General features: G+C 59.2%; 20 protein-coding genes and 1 riboswitch. Of the genes, 12 read left to right on the top strand and 8 right to left on the bottom strand.

Annotation, left to right across the window (positions count from 1 at the left end; all coding sequences use genetic code 11):
- The first annotated feature begins 208 nt into the window (after positions 1 to 208).
- The 3 genes from brnQ (at position 209) to F475_RS17545 (ending at position 2,828) form a co-directional block, all read left to right on the top strand.
- On the top strand, positions 209 to 1,522 hold the full coding sequence (gene brnQ, locus F475_RS17555; protein WP_111454375.1) for a branched-chain amino acid transport system II carrier protein: 1,314 nt from the start codon (positions 209 to 211) through the stop codon (positions 1,520 to 1,522).
- Positions 1,523 to 1,689: 167 nt separating this feature from the next.
- Positions 1,690 to 2,427, top strand: coding sequence for a DUF599 domain-containing protein (locus F475_RS17550; protein WP_018925112.1), 738 nt, complete (start codon positions 1,690 to 1,692; stop codon positions 2,425 to 2,427).
- A complete protein-coding gene (locus tag F475_RS17545) occupies positions 2,427 to 2,828 on the top strand; it encodes an MAPEG family protein (protein WP_111454374.1) in 402 nt (133 codons plus the stop codon). The genes F475_RS17550 and F475_RS17545 overlap by 1 nt, the downstream gene beginning before the upstream one ends.
- Positions 2,829 to 2,904: 76 nt before the next feature.
- On the opposite strand, the gene F475_RS17540 is transcribed toward F475_RS17545, so the two are convergent.
- Positions 2,905 to 3,150, bottom strand: coding sequence for a hypothetical protein (locus F475_RS17540; protein ID WP_064619386.1), 246 nt, complete (start codon positions 3,148 to 3,150; stop codon positions 2,905 to 2,907).
- A gap of 156 nt (positions 3,151 to 3,306) precedes the next feature.
- Between F475_RS17540 and F475_RS17535 the strand changes: the two genes are divergently transcribed.
- From F475_RS17535 to F475_RS17520, 4 genes are all read left to right on the top strand, one after another.
- Positions 3,307 to 3,783, top strand: a complete 477-nt coding sequence (locus F475_RS17535; protein WP_111454373.1) for a PaaI family thioesterase — start codon at positions 3,307 to 3,309, stop codon at positions 3,781 to 3,783.
- Positions 3,780 to 4,232 carry a PaaI family thioesterase gene (locus F475_RS17530; protein WP_019579626.1) on the top strand — a complete coding sequence of 151 codons (453 nt, stop codon included), beginning with the start codon at positions 3,780 to 3,782 and terminating at the stop codon, positions 4,230 to 4,232. The genes F475_RS17535 and F475_RS17530 overlap by 4 nt, the downstream gene beginning before the upstream one ends.
- Before the next feature lie 81 nt (positions 4,233 to 4,313).
- On the top strand, positions 4,314 to 6,218 hold the full coding sequence (gene htpG, locus F475_RS17525) for a molecular chaperone HtpG (RefSeq protein ID WP_064621333.1): 1,905 nt from the start codon (positions 4,314 to 4,316) through the stop codon (positions 6,216 to 6,218).
- Between the two features lie 67 nt (positions 6,219 to 6,285).
- Positions 6,286 to 7,014, top strand: coding sequence for a dienelactone hydrolase family protein (locus F475_RS17520; RefSeq protein WP_086945838.1), 729 nt, complete (start codon positions 6,286 to 6,288; stop codon positions 7,012 to 7,014).
- Between the two features lie 93 nt (positions 7,015 to 7,107).
- Here F475_RS17520 and F475_RS17515 read toward each other — a convergent pair whose 3' ends face one another.
- The 5 genes from F475_RS17515 to purM all read right to left on the bottom strand — a co-directional run bounded on the left by F475_RS17515 (position 7,108) and on the right by purM (position 11,106).
- Positions 7,108 to 7,995 carry a pirin family protein gene (locus F475_RS17515; RefSeq protein WP_111454372.1) on the bottom strand — a complete coding sequence of 296 codons (888 nt, stop codon included), beginning with the start codon at positions 7,993 to 7,995 and terminating at the stop codon, positions 7,108 to 7,110.
- A gap of 61 nt (positions 7,996 to 8,056) precedes the next feature.
- On the bottom strand, positions 8,057 to 8,473 hold the full coding sequence (locus F475_RS17510; protein ID WP_007936063.1) for an OsmC family protein: 417 nt from the start codon (positions 8,471 to 8,473) through the stop codon (positions 8,057 to 8,059).
- A gap of 202 nt (positions 8,474 to 8,675) precedes the next feature.
- Positions 8,676 to 9,389 (bottom strand): DUF3108 domain-containing protein, encoded by a 714-nt coding sequence (locus F475_RS17505; RefSeq protein ID WP_064619375.1) that lies wholly within the window; start codon positions 9,387 to 9,389, stop codon positions 8,676 to 8,678.
- 8 nt (positions 9,390 to 9,397) lie between these two features.
- Positions 9,398 to 10,048 carry a phosphoribosylglycinamide formyltransferase gene (purN, locus tag F475_RS17500; RefSeq protein WP_018925121.1) on the bottom strand — a complete coding sequence of 217 codons (651 nt, stop codon included), beginning with the start codon at positions 10,046 to 10,048 and terminating at the stop codon, positions 9,398 to 9,400.
- Entirely contained in the window at positions 10,048 to 11,106 is a 1,059-nt protein-coding gene (purM, locus tag F475_RS17495) for a phosphoribosylformylglycinamidine cyclo-ligase (protein WP_007936066.1), read from the bottom strand. Before purM ends, purN begins: the two co-directional genes overlap by 1 nt.
- 384 nt (positions 11,107 to 11,490) lie before the next feature.
- On the opposite strand from purM, the gene F475_RS17490 reads away from it, so the two are divergent.
- The 5 genes from F475_RS17490 to F475_RS17470 all read left to right on the top strand — a co-directional run bounded on the left by F475_RS17490 (position 11,491) and on the right by F475_RS17470 (position 16,134).
- Entirely contained in the window at positions 11,491 to 12,540 is a 1,050-nt protein-coding gene (locus F475_RS17490; protein WP_111454371.1) for a DUF2066 domain-containing protein, read from the top strand.
- 32 nt (positions 12,541 to 12,572) lie between these two features.
- Positions 12,573 to 13,646: an AI-2E family transporter gene (locus tag F475_RS17485; RefSeq protein ID WP_018925123.1), complete on the top strand. Its 1,074-nt coding sequence runs from the start codon at positions 12,573 to 12,575 to the stop codon at positions 13,644 to 13,646.
- A gap of 230 nt (positions 13,647 to 13,876) precedes the next feature.
- Entirely contained in the window at positions 13,877 to 14,581 is a 705-nt protein-coding gene (hda, locus tag F475_RS17480; RefSeq protein WP_007936072.1) for a DnaA regulatory inactivator Hda, read from the top strand.
- 214 nt (positions 14,582 to 14,795) lie between these two features.
- Positions 14,796 to 15,431, top strand: coding sequence for a C40 family peptidase (locus F475_RS17475; protein WP_064619369.1), 636 nt, complete (start codon positions 14,796 to 14,798; stop codon positions 15,429 to 15,431).
- Between the two features lie 166 nt (positions 15,432 to 15,597).
- The gene (locus tag F475_RS17470; protein WP_064619367.1) at positions 15,598 to 16,134 is read left to right on the top strand and encodes a C40 family peptidase; all 537 of its coding nucleotides are present in this window, start codon (positions 15,598 to 15,600) and stop codon (positions 16,132 to 16,134) included.
- A gap of 90 nt (positions 16,135 to 16,224) precedes the next feature.
- On the opposite strand, the gene F475_RS17465 is transcribed toward F475_RS17470, so the two are convergent.
- Both F475_RS17465 and F475_RS17460 read right to left on the bottom strand, forming a co-directional pair.
- On the bottom strand, positions 16,225 to 17,538 hold the full coding sequence (locus F475_RS17465; protein WP_018925126.1) for a sorbosone dehydrogenase family protein: 1,314 nt from the start codon (positions 17,536 to 17,538) through the stop codon (positions 16,225 to 16,227).
- Between the two features lie 68 nt (positions 17,539 to 17,606).
- Positions 17,607 to 18,191 (bottom strand): hypothetical protein, encoded by a 585-nt coding sequence (locus F475_RS17460; RefSeq protein WP_018925127.1) that lies wholly within the window; start codon positions 18,189 to 18,191, stop codon positions 17,607 to 17,609.
- A 154-nt stretch (positions 18,192 to 18,345) separates the two neighbouring features.
- Positions 18,346 to 18,580, top strand: a riboswitch (cobalamin riboswitch).
- Positions 18,581 to 18,593 lie beyond the last annotated feature (13 nt).

Below are 18,593 nucleotides of genomic sequence, written 5' to 3'. Positions count from 1 at the left end.
CGACACTGAAATGTCGCGTATCGGATAGTTCGCCCCGTAATAGTGCGTTTGGTGGGCAAATTCGGTAGGCTAGCCGCCATTTTGCGTTTGCGGCCCACAAGGCTGCGGCGCGCTAAACGGGTCAGTCCTATACGGATCGACAGCATTTCCCTCACCCATAAGGGAAATCCCTCTCTAAATTCCGATTCAGTAGTGTGGTATTTCCTTAATGAAAGTGTTGAAAGGCCAGGACATCCTGGCACTGGGCTTCATGACATTTGCCCTGTTCGTCGGGGCTGGCAACATCATCTTCCCGCCTATCGTCGGTTTGCAGTCCGGGCCTAATGTCTGGATGGCGGCGCTGGGTTTTCTGATCACCGCAGTCGGTCTGCCGGTGATCACCGTGGTCGCCCTGGCCAAGGTCGGTGGTGCAATGGATGCCTTGAGCAGCCCGATCGGTAAAATCGCCGGGGGCCTGCTGGCAGCCGCGTGCTACCTCGCTGTCGGCCCGTTGTTCGCGACACCACGCACCGCGACCGTGTCGTTCGAAGTGGGTCTGGCGCCGCTGACCGGCGAGAGCCCGCTGGCGCTGTTTCTCTATAGCTCGGTGTACTTCCTGCTGGTGTTCTTCATCTCGCTCTATCCGGGCCGTCTGCTGGACACCGTAGGACGGTTCCTCGCACCGCTGAAAATCATCGCCCTGGCCGTTCTCGGCATCGCAGCGTTCGCGTTGCCGGCCGGTAACATTGGCGTGGCTACCCCTGAATATGTGGCGGCACCGTTCTCCCAGGGCTTCATCAATGGTTACCTGACCATGGATACCCTGGGTGCGCTGGTATTCGGCATTGTCATCGTCAATGCGATCCGCTCCCGTGGCGTGGAATCGCCGGTGTTGATCACCCGTTACGCGATCATCGCCGGGCTGATTGCCGGTGTAGGTCTGGCGCTGGTTTACGTCAGCCTGTTCCGTCTCGGCTCGGGCAGCCATGAAGTGGCCGCCGGTGCCACCAACGGCGCGGCGGTATTGCACGCCTACGTGCAGCACACCTTCGGTTCGCTCGGCAGCGGTTTCCTCGCGGTGCTGATCTCCCTGGCCTGCCTGGTGACTGCGGTCGGTCTGACCTGCGCCTGTGCCGAATACTTCAGCCGTGTGCTGCCACTGTCCTACAAGACGCTGGTGATTATCCTGGCCGCGTTCTCCCTGCTGGTGTCCAACCTGGGCCTCACCAAGCTGATTGCGTTCTCGATTCCGGTACTGACCGCCATCTACCCGCCGTGCATCGCCCTGGTGGCTCTGAGCTTCTGCAAGGACTTCTGGCATGAGCAGGGTCGCATCGTCGGTCCGGTGATGCTGGTGTCGTTCATTTTCGGCATGATCGACGCCCTCAAGGGCGCCGGTCTCGCCGACTGGATGCCGACTCAACTGGCTCACCTGCCGCTGAGCGAGCAGGGTCTGGCGTGGCTGGTGCCGTCGTTCATGACCCTGGTGGTTGCCGTGGTTTGCGACCGTCTGCTGGGCAAGCGCGAAGAAGCGCTGGCTTAAGCCGCTTCATGACCCGCCACAAGCGGGCTTGAGCTACAAATGGAAATGCCCCGTATCAATCGATACGGGGCATTTTTTATGCGTGTGATGCAGTGTCTTTTTCCTTGGGTTAACGTCGAAGCACTATCCGCAGGTTTCATTATCGTCTACACATCACAAGGAACTGCATGTCGTTCATCCACGCCAATCTGATCCACATCCTCGCCGCGCTCTGGTTTGTCGTCTGCTGGGGTGGCTACACCCGTTACGCGACATGGAAGGGCCGTGACACCGCATGCCTGGCCAGTGTGCTGCACCTGTACCGCGAAGACTGGATGCGCCGCATGCTGTTGCGCGACAACCGCATCGCCGATGCCAGCGTGATCGGTAACCTGGAGCGCAACGCCTCGTTCTTCGCTTCCAGCACGTTGATTATCCTGGCCGGTATTCTCACGGTGTTGGGTGCATCCGAAAGAGCCGTGTCGTTGCTTGCGGATATCCCGATGGTGCAACAGGCTTCCCAAGGCATGTCGGAGATCAAGTTGTTGTGCCTGGCGCTAGTGTTTGTCTATGCGTTCTTTACGTTCAGCTGGTGCATGCGTCAGTACAACTTTGCGGCCATTCTCGTGGGTTCGGCACCGATGATCGGTGAGCGGCATGTGTCCGAGCAAGAGCGTAACGCCTTTGCTTCCCGAGCCGCCCGTGTCATCTCCATGGCGGCCAACCAGTTCAACTTCGGTCTGCGTTCCTATTACTTCGGCATGAGCATGCTGGCGTGGTTTGTCAGCCCCTGGTTGTTCATGTTGATGAGCGCCGGTGTCGTGTTGGTATTGTATCGCCGCGAGTTTCACTCCGACGTTCTTGACGTGATGGTCTATACACCTACAGAGGCGCCATTGCCTGAGCTGAACAAAGAGGCGGCTTGATGAGTATTCCATTCTGGTGTGTGTTTATCAGCGCCTTGTTGATTTTCGTGGCGCGCATGCCGGTGGCCAAGGCGATGAAAGAGCAGGGCGGTTACAACAATCACCTGCCGCGTCAACAACAGGCGCATCTCACAGGTTTCGGCGCCCGGGCATTGGCGGCCCACCAGAACAGTTTCGAGGCGTTCATTTTGTTTGCGGTCGGGGTGTTGATGGCGCACACCACGCAAACGGCGGGATGGCTGATCGATGCACTGGCGATCGCCTTCGTGATCGCGCGCGTTATCTACTTACTGTGTTATTGGGCTGATCTGGCCTGGCAGCGAAGTCTGGTGTGGTTCGTCGGATTAGTGTGTTCGTTGTTGCTAATGATTAGTCCGACTTTTAGGACTGTTTTGCTCTAAGGACGCGTTTCGAGCAAAATTTCAGATAAAAGAAAACCCGCACTTGGCGGGTTTTCTTTTATCACTAAAAACGCTTTTAGTTTTTAGGTGCTTCTGGAGCGGCTTCTTTTGCCGCTGCTTCGTTCGATTCAGTCTGAGCTTTGGCAGCTTCAGCGTTTTCTTTTGCCGCCTCGTTCACTTTATCCTGAGCTTCGCTCATTTTTTCCTGAGCTTGCTCTGTATGTTGGGTGGCTTCTTGAGCTTTGTCCTCGGATTTTTTACCGCAAGCGGCGAGACCGAGGGAAGCGGTCAACATCAAGGCAATAGCTAAAGTCTTACGCATGGGGTGTTTCTCCTGATGGAAAATATCTACTGGCCTTTCGAGCACAGCGACCAGGGTTAAGTTCCTTAAATCATTCAGATATATAAGTTTGTTTTGCTACGGAACTTTTACTTAAGAGCCGGCTACTTCGCCCGGACACTAAGGAGCGTTTACCAAATGGCCGAAAACCCCGTTTTTGAGCGTGCGATGCGATTCCTGTCGGCGTTGCGCCATTGTCAGGTACTCGGCATGCGCCTTCACAGCGCCAGCAGCGAAGGGCTGACGGTGATTCTGCCGTATAGCCCGCAGATCGTCGGCAACCCGCAAACCGGGGTGATTCATGGCGGTGCGCTGACCTCGCTGATGGACACCGCCTGCGGCATGGCCACCCTCTGCGTGCTGCCTGAGTTCGAAGTCTGCCCGACGCTCGACTTGCGCATCGACTACATGCATGCCGCCGAGCCACACAAGGACGTTTACGGCTTCGCCCAATGCTACCGAGTGACTACCGATGTGATTTTTGCGCGCGGTTTTGCCTATCAGGACGACCCCGAACAGCCCATCGCTCATGTAGTGGGCACCTTCATGCGCATGGGCAAGGGTCTCAAAGGCGCTAAAGGCTTTGGCGGCGCCATTTCCGGAGGTACGAAATGACCGACACGTTCAAGGAGCAGCTTCAACAGGCCCATGCTCAGGGGGACTACGCCGCGCTGCTGCAGCTGATTCCTTACGCCGAGCTGATCGGCGTCGAATGTTCGCGGGTAGGAGATGAGCTGCTGTTTCGTCTGCCGGCCAACAAGGACAACATTGGTAACCCTTTACTGCCAGCGATTCATGGTGGGGTGATTGCCGGGTTCATGGAGCTCTCGGCGGCGCTGCACTTGTTGATTTTCACCGGCTCGCCCGGTGTGCCGAAGATTATCGACTTCTCCCTCGACTACCTGCGCGCGGGGCAGTTTCGCGATACCTGGGCCCGATGCCAGGTTTGTCGCCAGGGGCGGCGGGTGGCGAACGTGGCGATTACCGCCTGGCAAAGCACTGAAGCCGAGCCCATTGCCACGGCCCGGGCCCACTTCAAAATCGAAGAGCCCTTGAAATCCTGATCTCAGCCCCCAACTCTGAGGACAACCCGCCGCCGACCCTCAAGGTCGCGGCCACTGCCATCTGATTGGAGTTTGATGACCATGAGTGTGGAAACTCAAAAGGAAACCCTGGGCTTCCAGACCGAGGTGAAGCAGCTGCTGCACCTCATGATCCATTCGCTGTATTCCAACAAGGAAATCTTCCTTCGCGAATTGATCTCGAACGCCTCTGACGCTGTCGATAAATTACGTTTTGAAGCGCTGGCCAAGCCTGAATTGCTGGAAGGCGGCGCTGAGCTGAAAATCCGTGTGAGCTTCGACAAGGACGCTAAAACCGTCACCCTCGAAGACAACGGCATCGGCATGAGCCGTGAAGATGCGGTCACTCACTTGGGCACCATCGCCAAGTCCGGTACCGCCGATTTCATGAAGCACCTGTCTGGTGATCAGAAAAAAGACTCGCACCTGATCGGTCAGTTCGGTGTTGGTTTCTACTCGGCGTTCATCGTCGCCGATAAAGTTGACGTATTCAGCCGCCGTGCCGGCCTCGCTGCCAGCGAAGGTGTGCACTGGTCGTCCAAGGGCGAAGGCGAATTTGAAATCGCCACCGTCGAAAAAGCTGATCGCGGCACCCGTATCGTTCTGCACCTGAAATCCGGCGAAGACGAGTTCGCCGATGGCTGGCGCCTGCGCAACATCATCAAGAAGTATTCCGACCACATCGCCTTGCCGATCGAGTTGCCGAAAGAAGTTGCAGCCGCCGAAGGCGAAGAGAAGCCTGCCGTTGAGTGGGAAACCGTCAACCGCGCCAGCGCCCTGTGGACTCGCCCTCGCACTGAAGTGAAGGACGAGGAATACCAGGAGTTCTACAAGCACGTCGCTCACGATTTCGAAAACCCGCTGAGCTGGAGCCACAACAAAGTCGAGGGCAAGCTCGAGTACACCTCGCTGCTTTATGTGCCGACCCGTGCTCCGTTCGATCTGTACCAGCGTGAAGCGCCGAAAGGCCTGAAGCTGTACGTGCAGCGCGTGTTCGTCATGGATCAGGCTGAGTCGTTCCTGCCGCTGTACCTGCGCTTCATCAAAGGTGTGGTCGATTCCAACGACCTGTCGCTGAACGTGTCGCGGGAAATCCTGCAGAAAGACCCGATCATCGACTCCATGAAATCGGCGCTGACCAAGCGCGTTCTGGACATGCTGGAAAAACTGGCGAAGAACGAGCCTGAGCAATACAAAGGCTTCTGGAAGAACTTCGGTCAGGTCATGAAAGAAGGTCCGGCAGAAGACTTCGCCAACAAAGAAAAAATTGCCGGTCTGCTGCGTTTCGCGTCCACTCAGGGCGATGACGGTGAGCAGGTTGTAAGTCTGGCCGACTACCTGGCTCGTACCAAGGAAGGTCAGGACAAGATCTACTACCTGACCGGCGAAACCTACGCGCAAGTCAAAAACAGCCCGCACCTGGAAGTTTTCCGCAAGAAAGGCATCGAAGTGCTGCTGCTGACCGACCGTATCGACGAGTGGCTGATGAGCTACCTCAGCGACTTCGACGGCAAGAGCTTTGTCGACGTGGCACGCGGTGACCTGGACCTCGGCAACCTGGATTCGGAAGAAGACAAGAAAGCCGCGGAAGAAGTCGCCAAGTCCAAAGAAGGCCTGGTTGAGCGTCTCAAGACCGCTTTGGGTGAGTCCGTTGCTGAAGTGCGGGTTTCCCATCGCCTGACCGATTCCCCGGCGATTCTGGCCATCGGCGAGCAGGACCTGGGCCTGCAAATGCGTCAGATCCTGGAAGCCAGCGGTCAGAAGGTTCCGGATTCGAAGCCGATCTTCGAATTCAACCCGGCTCACCCGCTGATCGAGAAGCTCGACAACGAGCAGAGCGACGAGCGCTTCGGCGACCTGTCGCACATTCTGTTCGATCAGGCGGCCCTGGCGGCCGGCGACAGCTTGAAAGACCCGGCCGCTTATGTGCGTCGTCTGAACAAGCTGCTGGTTGAACTGTCGGTTTAACCACGTTGTATAAAAACCCGCTTCGGCGGGTTTTTTCATTCTGGTGCTTTTTTACTGGGAGTCAGTCATGAGCCAAATCACTGTTCGATCCGTCGCCTATCAGATCGACGGCCAATCGTATGAAAGCCGTCTGGCCTTCGATGCCGACCATAAAGGCCCGCGTCCGGGTCTGTTGATGGCGCCGAACTGGATGGGCGTCAGCGTCGGCGCCGAGGAGATTGCCAAATCGGTGGCATCCAAGGGTTATGTGGTGCTGATCGCGGATCTGTACGGGCAATCGGTTCGTCCGCAGAACGGCGACGAGGCAGGCGCGGCGATGATGCCGCTGAAGAATGATCGCGCCTTACTGCGCAAACGCATGCAGGCAGCCTTCGAACAACTGCAAGGGCAGGGCGAGGCGGCGGTCGATACCTCGAAACTGGCGACTTTTGGTTTCTGCTTCGGTGGTTGCTGCGCGCTGGAGCTGGCGCGTAGCGGTGCGCCGGTGAAGGCTGCGGTGTCGTTCCACGGTACGCTGGATACGCCGAACGTGAACGATGCGAAAAACATCAAGGGTTCGGTGCTGGTGCTGCATGGCGCTGCCGATCCGCTGGTGCCGAAAGAGCAGCTGCCAGCGTTTGAAGCTGAGATGAATGCCGCCGGTGTGGATTGGCAATTGCTGAGCTATGGCGGCGCGGTGCATTCGTTCACCGACCCGCATGCCAACGTGCCGGGCATGATGATGTATGACGCGAAAACCGCGGCTCGCGCGTTCACGTCGATGCATAACTTGCTGGATGAAGTGTTCAAGGGCTGATTGCTGCTCTCGGTCCGGACGATGATCGTTCCCACGCTCTGCGTGGGAATGCCTCTAGGGACGCTCGCGGCGTGGGAACGATCAGCCGATCAGTTACAGGGGCGTTGGCGGGCTTCGGTGTTTCGGCAACTCAATCCGCTCACTTTCCCCCGGCACCGTCGGCCAATCCCCGGCCGCCCAGCGCCGACGTGCTTCATCAATCAACGCCGGATCACTGGCCACGAAGTTCCAGTTGATCCGTCGTGGCCCGTCCAGTGGCGCTCCGCCAAACAGCACGGCATGGCAGTCACTCTCGGCGAACAGCGTCATCTCTTCCCCGGCCGGCAGCACTACTAGCGTGTAGGGGGCCAGCAGCTCGCCATCAAGCTGCGCCTCGCCGCTCAACACATACAGCGCCCGTTCTTCATGCTCGGTGGGAATCAGCAGCGTGGTCGCCGTTTGCAGGTTCAATTCGGCATACAGCGTAGGCGAAAGCACCGGGACCGGTGATTCAAGGCAAAAGCCCTTCCCGGCGATCATTCGTATCTTCACGCCAAGGTTTTCGCTGGCGGGCAGCGTGGCTGCTGGATGGTGGCTGTAGTGTCCTGGGCCGTGCTCACGGTCCTTGGGCGAAGCCAGCCAGATCTGTAAGCCGTGCATCGTACCGCCACTGTTCTTCAAGGCTTCGGGCGTGCGTTCGACGTGGGCAATCGCACTGCCGGCGGTCATCCAGCTGACATCGCCGGCATTCACCACCTGATCGGAACCGAGGCTGTCCTTGTGCTGGATTTGCCCTTCGAACAGGTAGGTGAGGGTGGACAGCCCGATGTGCGGATGCTGACGGATGTCCATGCCTTTGCCCGGTGGATAACGGGTTTCGAGCATGTGGTCGAAAAACACGAAGGGCCCGACGTTGCGGCATTTGGCTGACGGCAAAGGGCGAAGGATCGGCTGGCCTTCGACATCTTCGGCGCGGGGGCGGATCACGAGCGGAGTGTTCATGGTGCGTTCCAGGCTGAGCGGGTGACGCAGGGAGCATAACCCGCTTGCGCAGCCGTTGCCGCTATTGGCTGAAGGCGCCTTCGGACAGATGAGTCTCGATGCTGACTTCAGAGGTGGTCATCAGCTTATGTACCGGGCAGCGGTCGGCCACGCGGTGCAGCTCGTCGCGCTGGGCGTCGGTGAGTACGCCCTTGAGCGTGAGTTTGACGTGCAGGGCATATTTGCCTTTCTGCTCTTCACTGTTGTCGCGCTTGACCTCGACCCCGACGCCGGTCAGTGGGATGCCCTTCTTCTTCGCATACAGTTTCAGGGTCAGGGCCTTGCAGGCGCCGAGGGCCGCGTCGAAATAGTCATGGGGCTCTGGCGCGGTGCCTTCGCCACCGGACGACTTGGGAACATCGGCAAACAGTTCATGGTCATCGATCTGGACGCTGTGACGAAAACCTTCGGCGGAGACAGTATTGACGGTAACGGTCATGGGAAACCTCGCAGGGATCAGGAAAAGTCATTCGATCAAAAAAGACCCTGAATTTATAGAGTATTCCTTCACGTTCGCGTTCCTATTTTTCGCCGGACGATTTGGCCACAGCTCAAAGTTGTCATTGTCCTGTCCCCCCCCCCCCGCTTAACGCCAGACGAAAAAAAGCCCCGCGTTTGCGGGGCTTTCATGTCGGTCCGGATCAGCTGCCTTTGACCGTCTTGCCGTTGACCGTACCGTCGAGGAGCATGATGTTGTACTCCTTGCCGTCGGTTTCGACCTGTTGCAGACGGACCAGCAGGTAATCCCAATCCTTGGCGAACCACAGCACGGTGATGCGCTTGCTTTGTGTCGGATCGCGCACGCGCTCGACCTTGACCGCATCGATCTGGCCTGCCTTGGTGTCGACTTTCTCCGAGCCCAGCACGCGGAAGTCATAGGTATCGACTTCGCCGGCATCGACGACCTGATAGCTCATGCTTTTCTTGCCGGAGGCCACGTCATGCTGCAGCGCCAGTTGATAGGTGGACTTGTCGACCATGCCGCGGTTGAGCGGGAGCTTGACGGCGTCACCGCGATCGGTGCCGGTGACCATCTTGTTGGTCCAGTCGAAATCCAGATCAGCCTTCTTGGCTTTGCCCAGGCCACCGCGTTCGAAGTGGTAGGACTGCGGCAGCAGCGTGTCCTTGTCCAGGGTCAGGGTGCTTTCTTCGGTCAGGCTGGCGATCATCATCGATGCCTTGAAGCTGAGTTTCCAGACGCCGTTGGCTTCCTTGGTCAGGCTGCGTTCGGCGGTGCCGCTCATGGGCAGTTGCTTCCAGTCGGCGGTGTAGCTGGCGGAGAAGGGATGAAGGTCCGCGGCCTGCGCAAACGGCAGGGCGAGCAGGGCGCAAGCGAAGAGCAGGGCACGACGCATAAAATCTCCTAGGTTCGAATCAAGTGGCCGCTGGCCGCGAGTAACTGTCCGTCCAGTAAAGCACCTTGTTCGCCGAGTGATAAACGGCCTTCGGCAAACCAGCGTACGGCCATCGGGTAGATCAGGTGTTCCTGGGTGTGGACTCGCTGCGCCAGACTCTGCGGCGAATCGTGCAACTCTACCGGTATTACTGCCTGTACGACCAGTGGTCCGCCATCGAGTTCCTCGGTGACGAAGTGCACGGAGCAGCCGTGTTCCGTATCGCCGGCCTCCAGCGCGCGCTGATGAGTGTGTAACCCTTTGTATTTGGGCAACAGCGAGGGATGGATATTGAGCAGGCGACCCTGGTAATGGCGCACGAAGTCAGCGCTGAGAATGCGCATGAAACCGGCCAGTACCACGAGTTTGGGGTTGAAGGCGTCGATCAGTTCGATCAGCGCGGCATCGAAGGCCTCGCGGCCCTCGAAAGCCTTGTGATCCAGGGTGCGGGTGTCGATACCCGCGTCCCTGGCGCGTTGCAGGCCGTAGGCGTCGGCGCGGTTGGAAATCACCGCAGCAATGCGGGCCGGGCTGTCGCCGGTCCGCGTGCTGTCGATCAAGGCCTGCAAGTTACTGCCGGTGCCGGACAGCAGCACCACCACATCACAGGTCTGGGACATTAATGAGCCTTGAGGTTCTTCAGTTCGACCTGAGCCGCGCCTTCGGCAGCGGTGGCGATCTGACCGATGACCCATGGCTGCTCGCCAGCTTCACGCAGGACGTTCAGCGCGGTTTCAACGTGCTCTTGAGCCACGCAGATGACCATGCCGACGCCGCAGTTCAGCACGCGGTGCATTTCGGTTTCGTCGACGTTGCCTTTCTCTTGCAGCCAGTCGAACACCGCAGGGCGGGTCCAGCTCGCGACGTCAACCACCGCTTGAGCGCCTTTTGGCAGTACGCGCGGGATGTTGTCCAGCAGGCCGCCACCGGTGATGTGGGCCATGGCTTTGACGGCGCCGGTGTCCTTGATCAGCTTGAGCAGCGGCTTCACGTAGATACGGGTCGGAGCCATCAGCAGGTCGGTCAGCGGTTTGCCGTCGAGCTGGATATTCTCGATGTCGGAACCCGATACTTCGATGATCTTGCGGATCAGCGAGTAGCCGTTGGAGTGCGGGCCGGAAGACGGCAGGGCGAGCAGGGCATCGCCGGCAGCGACTTTCGAACCGTCGATGATTTCGGATTTTTCCACGACGCCGACGCAGAAGCCGGCCAGGTCGTAGTCTTCACCTTCATACATGCCAGGCATTTCAGCGGTTTCGCCGCCGACCAGGGAGCAGCCGGACAGTTCACAGCCGGCGCCGATGCCGGTTACAACCTGAGCAGCGGTGTCGACGTTCAGTTTGCCAGTGGCGTAGTAGTCGAGGAAGAACAGCGGCTCAGCGCCGCAGACCACCAGGTCGTTCACGCACATGGCCACCAGGTCGATGCCGATGCTGTCGTGCTTGTTCAGGTTCAGCGCCAGGCGCAGCTTGGTGCCGACGCCGTCAGTGCCCGATACCAGCACCGGTTGTTTGTAACCGGCCGGGATTTCGCAGAGGGCGCCGAAACCGCCCAGGCCGCCCATGACTTCCGGGCGCGCAGTGCGCTTGGCGACGCTCTTGATGCGTTCGACCAATGCTTCACCGGCGTCGATGTCTACACCGGCGTCCTTGTAGCTCAGGGAGGGTTGCTTGCTCATGATCCAGGCCTTTAGGGGGGATTCAGGGGTAACGACCGAGTTCAGCGGGCCTGTCGAAATTGATGAGGCAATTGCCTCACGCGCTATTTCGACACTACCCGGCTGTAGCCGGTCTGCGAAGGCGCGCGATTTTATCAGGCTTGAGGGGCAGCGGCCATCCTCGTGCCGACGGGCAGGGGCATATCGCGTTAAAAAAACTGATATTGCCCGTGTTGGCGACGTCCCACATGGCTGTATAAGGTACGACGTTAACCGTCTATCGTTATGACAGTGCGAAAACTTACCGCGATCGTGTGAATGTTTTGCTTGGGCCTGCGGTCACAGCCCTGGCTCAATCGTCTTCATGCGGTCTGTTCCAGCCGCTCTTGTCGTCAGGAATCTTCCATGCGTTTTCTTAAATTCTTGTTCGTGGGCTGTTTATCCGTGGTCAGCCTGGCCAGCCATGCCGAAACCGTCAAAGGCCTCTATCAAGTGCGCCAACCGGTCAGCGGCCAGACACCGGAGGAGCGCGACCAGGCGACTCAGCAGGCGCTGGAAACGCTGGTGTTGCGCTTGACCGGCGATCCCAAGGCGGCGCAAAGCCCTGGCCTTGCGGCCGTGCGCAAAGACCCTCAGCAGATCATCAGTCAGTTCGGCTACGACGCCGGGCCACCGCAAGTGCTGAAAGTCGATTTCGACCCGGCCACCACCGAGCAGGCCTTGCGTCGTGCCGGGCTGGCCGTGTGGGGGGCCAATCGGCCGTCGATCCTCGGCTGGTGGTTGAACGATTCCACCGAAGGTTCGAGCCTGGTCGGCGATGGTCAGGCCAGTGCTGCGCCCTTGCGTCGGGCGGCTCAGCACCGAGGCCTGCCGCTGCGTTTGCCGCTGGCTGACCTGAATGAACAGATCGTCGCCACGGCACCGAATCTGGAAGGTGCCGACCCTGCGCCACTGCGCAGTGCCTCCGATCGTTACAATGCCGATGCCTTGCTGGCGGTGCATGCCCGTGAAGAAGGGGGGCAATGGCAAGCCAAGTGGCGACTGTGGCTGGGCGATCAGAAAGAGGTCGGTAGCGTGCAGGGCGCCGATACCGCCGCCGTGGCCGATGCGGTGATGCTGGCGGTCAGCGAGCGTCTGGCGTCGCGTTTCGTTGCCAAGCCAGGTGCGTCGGGTGAGCAATTGTTGGAAGTTCAGGGCATGAATCTGGAGCGTTATGCGACGCTTGGGCGTTTGTTGGAGCCTTTTGGCGCGCGTCTGCAAAGTGTCGATGGCGACCGCGTGCTTTATCGCGTCAACGGCAGCGCCGATCAGCTGCGAGCTCAGTTGTCCCTGGCGCAATTGCAGGAGGTTCCGGCCAGTCAGGTGCCGGCACCTGTTCAGCCGGTGACTGTGGGTTCTGCGCCGGCCGCAGCGCCAGCGCCTGCCCCGACGCCGCAGTTGCATTTCCGTTGGTGAGTTTTTTCTTTATATAGAAGCAGGAGTGGTACATGGCCGATACGCGGCGTTGGTTCTGGCTCGGTGGGGTGGCCCTGCTTTGCGCGTTTGTTTACCTGTTGCATCCGATCCTGACGCCGTTCCTGGTGGCGCTGTTGCTGGCCTATCTGTTCGACCCGCTGGTGGATCGGCTGGAGAAGCTCGGCTTGTCCCGGACATGGGGCGTGGTGGCGGTGTTCGCGTTGTTCACGATGGTCCTCACCACGCTGTTGTTGGTGTTGGTGCCGATGCTCGCCAAGCAGCTGTTTCGCTTGTATGAACTGGCGCCGCAGATGCTCGACTGGTTGCAGCACACCGCGTTGCCGTGGGCGCAATCGAAGTTGGGTTTGTCGGAGGGCTTCTGGAAGTTCGACAAGCTCAAGGCAGCGATCAGCGAGCATATGGGCCAGACCACCGACATTGTCGGCGTGGTGCTGAGTCAGGCGACGGCTTCAGGCCTTGCGCTGATCGGCTGGCTGGCCAATCTGGTGCTGATCCCGGTGGTGAGTTTTTATCTGCTGCGCGACTGGGACCTGATGATGGCCAAGATCCGCAGCTTGCTGCCGCGTGATCGTGAAGAGCGTGTCATGACCCTGGCTGGGGAATGCCATGAAGTGCTTGGGGCGTTCGTGCGCGGACAGTTGCTGGTGATGCTGGCGCTGGGTGTGATCTACGCCGCTGGCTTGATGATCGTCGGGCTGGAACTGGGGTTGTTGATCGGTCTGATTGCCGGCCTGGCGGCGATCGTGCCGTACATGGGGTTTGTCATCGGGATTGGCGCGGCGTTGATTGCCGGCCTGTTCCAGTTCGGTGGCGATCTGTATCCCATGATCGGTATCGTCGCGGTGTTCATGGTCGGCCAGGCGCTGGAAGGCATGGTTCTGACGCCGTTGTTGGTGGGTGACCGGATCGGCCTGCACCCGGTGGCGGTGATCTTTGCGATTCTGGCCGGCGGCGAGCTGTTTGGTTTTACCGGGGTGCTGCTGGCATTGCCGGTGGCGGCGGTGATCATGGTTCTGGTGCGCCATGTGCATGATTTGTATAAAGATTCGGATATCTACGGCGGTGTCGACGAGTCTGAGAAGTAAGGCCTTTTGATCGCTCGTCGCGGGCAGCCTGGTTTCACGCCGGGTTTGCCCGTATCCCTCGCGCGGCTGTCACATGCACCGCCAAAGAAACTGTCATAAAACCAGCACGTTAACGCAAACCTTTGATTTTGCTTGTGGTCTGTCGCATTGTGCCGTCAGCTTCACGGGTATAAACTTCGCAAACTTTACACAGAGGCCACTAACGGTTCCTTTGGAACTGTTCAGTCAGCATGAAACCGATTCAGCTGCCCCTAGGTGTGCGTCTGCGTGATGACGCCACCTTTATCAATTACTACCCAGGCGCCAATGCCGCTGCACTCGGCTATGTCGAGCGGCTGTGCGAAGCCGACGCCGGCTGGACGGAAAGCCTGATTTACCTCTGGGGCAAGCACGGGGTAGGGCGCACGCATTTGTTGCAGGCGGCTTGCCTGCGTTTCGAGCAGATGGGTGAACCGGCGGTGTATCTGCCGCTGGCCGAGTTGATGGACCGCGGCATCGAAATCCTCGACAACCTCGAACAATACGAACTGGTTTGCCTGGACGATTTGCAGGCGGTCGCCGGCAAGGCGGATTGGGAAGAGGCGTTGTTCCATCTGTTCAATCGTCTGCGTGACAGCGGTCGGCGTCTGCTGATCGCCGCCTCGACATCCCCGCGCGAACTACCGGTGAAGCTGGCGGACCTCAAGTCTCGGCTGACACTGGCGCTCATCTTCCAGATGCGTCCGCTCTCTGACGAAGACAAGTTGCGTGCCTTGCAGTTGCGCGCCTCCCGTCGTGGCCTGCACCTGACTGACGAAGTCGGTCATTTTATTTTGACTCGCGGTACTCGCAGCATGAGTGCGCTTTTCGAGCTGCTTGAGCGCCTCGATCAGGCCTCCCTTCAAGCTCAGCGCAAGCTGACAATCCCGTTCCTGAAAGAGACGTTGGGCTGGTAAAGGCCAGGTTTTTCGCGGGTTCCGGCATATTCCAGGCGTCAACAAATCCGCTTTCCTGCAGGGGAGCAGGCTGCGCAAAGGTTCAAAATGGGCTTAAGCGCTTAGATGGAAACGAGAAACCGATAAGTCACATAAAGATCGATTGAATTTGCAAATGAGATCGATAGCGGGCATAGTCTCGGCTTCTTTACAACTATCAGCCACGGTCGTGCCCATGCTAAATCGCTTCGCACCCCTCGTGCCTCTCGCACTCGTCACCCTGTTGTTCGGTTGCGCTGCTCACTCTCCAGTGTCCCAGCAAGAGCCACAGCATCAGGTTTCAAATTCAGTTACCGCACAGTCTTCTTCCGTTCTTTTCCAGGAAGAGCTGGCAACCAATAAAGAACTGGCAGACTTCGCCGGGGGCAAGTCGTATCAGCTTCCGGTTCTGGCTGACAGCATCCTCGAACGTGGCATGTCCCTGATCGGTACCCGTTACCGTTTCGGCGGCACCTCCGAGGCAGGCTTCGACTGCAGCGGCTTCATCGGTTATCTGTTTCGTGAAGAGGCTGGCATGAACCTGCCGCGCTCCACTCGCGAAATGATCAACGTTGACGCTCCGCTGGTGGCTCGCAGCGCCCTCAAGCCGGGTGACCTGCTGTTCTTCGCCACCAATGGCCGTCGCGGTCGTGTCAGTCACGCCGGGATCTACGTGGGTGACAACCAGTTCATCCACTCCAGCAGCCGCAAAAGCGGTGGTGTCCGGGTCGATAGCCTGGGCGACAGCTACTGGAGCAAGACCTTCATCGAAGCCAAGCGTGCGCTCGCAATGGCACCGGCTGCAGCGCCTATCGTCACTGCGCGCCAATAAGCGGACAGTTTACAAGGCGAACTTAAAGTCTTACTTGAAGTTTGCCGCGTAGCCGCTAGAATCCTGATCTATTATTGATGGCAAACCGCCTGCGTTCTGCGCAGGCGGTTTTCTTTTCTGTCTTTGTGGCAGAAAAAAGCCGCAGCCAGATCAGGATGTTCTGTTTATGACGATGTCGGCCCGCCTCGCACTCATGTTCTTCGCAGCGCTGCTCAGCGCCTGCGCCAGCCGCACACCGCCACCTGCGCCGGTGGTTCGCGCACCGATTGTTTTCGGTTCTCCCCAAGCCTTTTCCCCTGCGGCAGAAGACGTGCTGTTTCGCGCGCTCGGTCTGGTGGGGACGCCCTATCGTTGGGGCGGCAACACGCCGGATTCCGGGTTCGATTGCAGCGGTTTGATCGGTTACGTCTATCGCGATGTCGCAGGCATTTCCTTGCCGCGGTCCACACGCGAGATGATCGGCATGCAGGCTCCCGACGTCGGCAAGGAAGGCCTGCAAACCGGCGACCTGATCTTCTTCGCCACCAATGGCGGCTCCCAGGTCAGCCATGCCGGGATCTATGTCGGCGAAGGGCGCTTCGTCCATGCGCCAGCCACGGGCGGCACGGTCAAGCTGGACAGCTTGTCCAAGGCTTACTGGCAGAAAGCCTACCTGAGCGCCAAGCGCGTCCTGCAGCCCGAGCACTTGGCACATAATCCATAGCCCGGGTTGTCATGCCGGCTCGCACGTTCTGTCGTAAACGCTGATCCCCTGTGGGAGCTCCCACAGGATTATCGTCTTGCAGTAATCACATTATTTTGCCGCGCTAACGCGCCAAATCTTGTTCCCCACATCATCCGCCACCAACAAGCCGCCCTGCTGATCGATCACCACGCCCACCGGCCGCCCCATGGCTTTTCCCTCGTCGTTGAGGAAGCCGGTAAGCACATCCAGCGGCTGTCCGCTCGGTTTGCCGGCGCTGAACGGCACGAAAATTACTTTGTAGCCGCTGTGCGGTTTACGGTTCCACGAGCCATGCTGGCCGATGAAGGCGCCTTGGGTGAACGGCGCGGGCAACTTGCTGCCTTCGGCGAACGTCAGGCCCAGCGACGCGGTATGGGGCCCCACTGCGTAGTCCGGTGCAATGGCCTTGGCGACCAGATCAGGGTTTTGTGGCTCGACGCGAACATCGACATGTTGCCCGTAATAGCTGTAAGGCCAGCCATAGAACCCGCCGTCCTTCACTGAAGTGATGTAGTCCGGCACCAGGTCGCTGCCGATTTCGTCACGCTCGTTGACTGCGGTCCACAGTGCGCCGCTTTGTGGCTCCCAGGCCAGGCCGTTCGGGTTGCGAATCCCCGAGGCGAAGATTCGATGGTTGCCGGTGGCGCGATCGACTTCCCAGATCGCCGCGCGACCTTCCTCCTGATCCATGCCGTTTTCACCAACGTTGCTGTTCGAGCCCACGGTGACGTACAGCTTGCTGCCGTCCTTGCTGGCGATGACGTTTTTGGTCCAGTGGTGATTTCGCGTGCCGCCCGGCAAATCGACCACTTTGATTGGCTGTGACTTGATCGCTGTCTCGCCGTTTTCATAGTGAAAACGCAGCAAGCGGTCGGTGTCGGCGACATACAGGTCTTTGCCAACCAGGGTCATGCCGAAAGGCGAGTTGAGGTTTTCCAGGAACACCGTGCGGGTTTCGGCGACGCCGTCGTGGTCCTTGTCCCGCAGCAGAGTGATGCGGTTCGGGCTGGGGACGCCAGCCCCGGCGCGGCCCATGACTTTGCCCATGATCCAGCCGCGAATGCCATTGCTGTCATCGGATTTGGACGGCGCGTTGGTTTCGGCCACCAGTACGTCGCCGTTGGGCAGCACGTAGAGCCAGCGCGGGTGTTCGAGGTTTTCGGCAAACGCTGCTACTTGAGTGCCTGCGGCGGCGACGGGTTTTTTACCCTGAGGCCAGCCGATCGCCGGGGCGATGTTCACCGTCGGGATCAGGGTTTTGTTCGGTTCCGGCAGCTTGGGCGACGGTCCGGTGCCGTCCGAGACTTGCAGGCTGGAGGTTTCACCACAGGCGGCGAGCCCTCCGGCGAGCGCGATGATGAGAATGAGCTGGGGTTTGCGCATTACTGATCTTCCCTATGAATGCATTGACGTAATCATAGAGAAGCGTAAACACCCGATGGTTCAACCGGTCAGCCGCGGGCCTCCTTGAACAGCACGGCGATCCCCGGATGGTAGTTGCCGGCTTCATTGCGCAACTTGCGGTAGGCGTAGGGGAAATACCAGGCCACGGCGCAGGTGTGCTCCTTTTGCAGGTCGTCGAGCATGTCCTGGAGTTCTTCCGGGGTGGCGCTGTGCTGGGCTTTTTGCGGGGCGACAAACAGGCAGCCGAGTTTCAGGTCGCTGGCGTAGCTGATGCGCTTCGCGTCGCTGGTGATGTCCGCCAGTGCCTGGGTCAGGTTCAGGTTGTTGACCCGCGGCCAGCGCTGGGTGGCCTGCAGGTACGCGCGTTCTTCGCTGGTGGCGATAAACAGATCGGCGCGGGCGTTGCGTTCGCCTTCTTCGGTCTGTTTGCGCGACGGTGTTTGCTGCAGCGTGACCATTTCCGCCATCCAGGCTGCGGCAGAGAGCAGGCCGAGGTTGGCGTTTTCGTCGTACCAGTAAGGCGTATCGTTATCGCCGCGCACGGCGTTGTAGCGGTCGATACAGTCAAACCAGCGTTCCAGCACCGGGCGCAGGAATTCCAGCTTCGGATTGCTGATGATCATGCCTTGCATGTGGCTCACCCTTGTTATTGTGTTATGAGGTTGTGGCTCTTTGATATCACTGCTGGCAGTGTGGCACAAGATTGGCGTCAGATAATTGATCAGCGGCAGTTATTCGCCGGAAGGCGTCCCGTCTTTAATTGACGCTCCACCCCCAACCCTCTAACCTTCGCGGCTTGTTTCAGGTGCTCTGTGGCCTTGGTCGACAGAGTGAAACAGGGAAGCCGGTGAGTGGATTTCTTCCAGCGAAGAATGATCACGATCCCGGCGCTGCCCCCGCAACGGTAAATGAGTGAAGACTGCGCCTGATGCCACTGTGTCGATGAACGATGCGGGAAGGCGCGCAGTTGGCCCCGAGCCGCTCATGAGCCCGGAGACCGGCCTGATCCATTCAGCGGCATCACGGTGGGCGAT

Source organism: Pseudomonas sp. URMO17WK12:I6, assembly GCF_003253625.1.
Classification (GTDB): Bacteria; Pseudomonadota; Gammaproteobacteria; order Pseudomonadales; family Pseudomonadaceae; genus Aquipseudomonas.
Note: the sequence above shows the minus strand (reverse complement) of the source record. Positions and strands in the feature narration are given on the sequence as shown.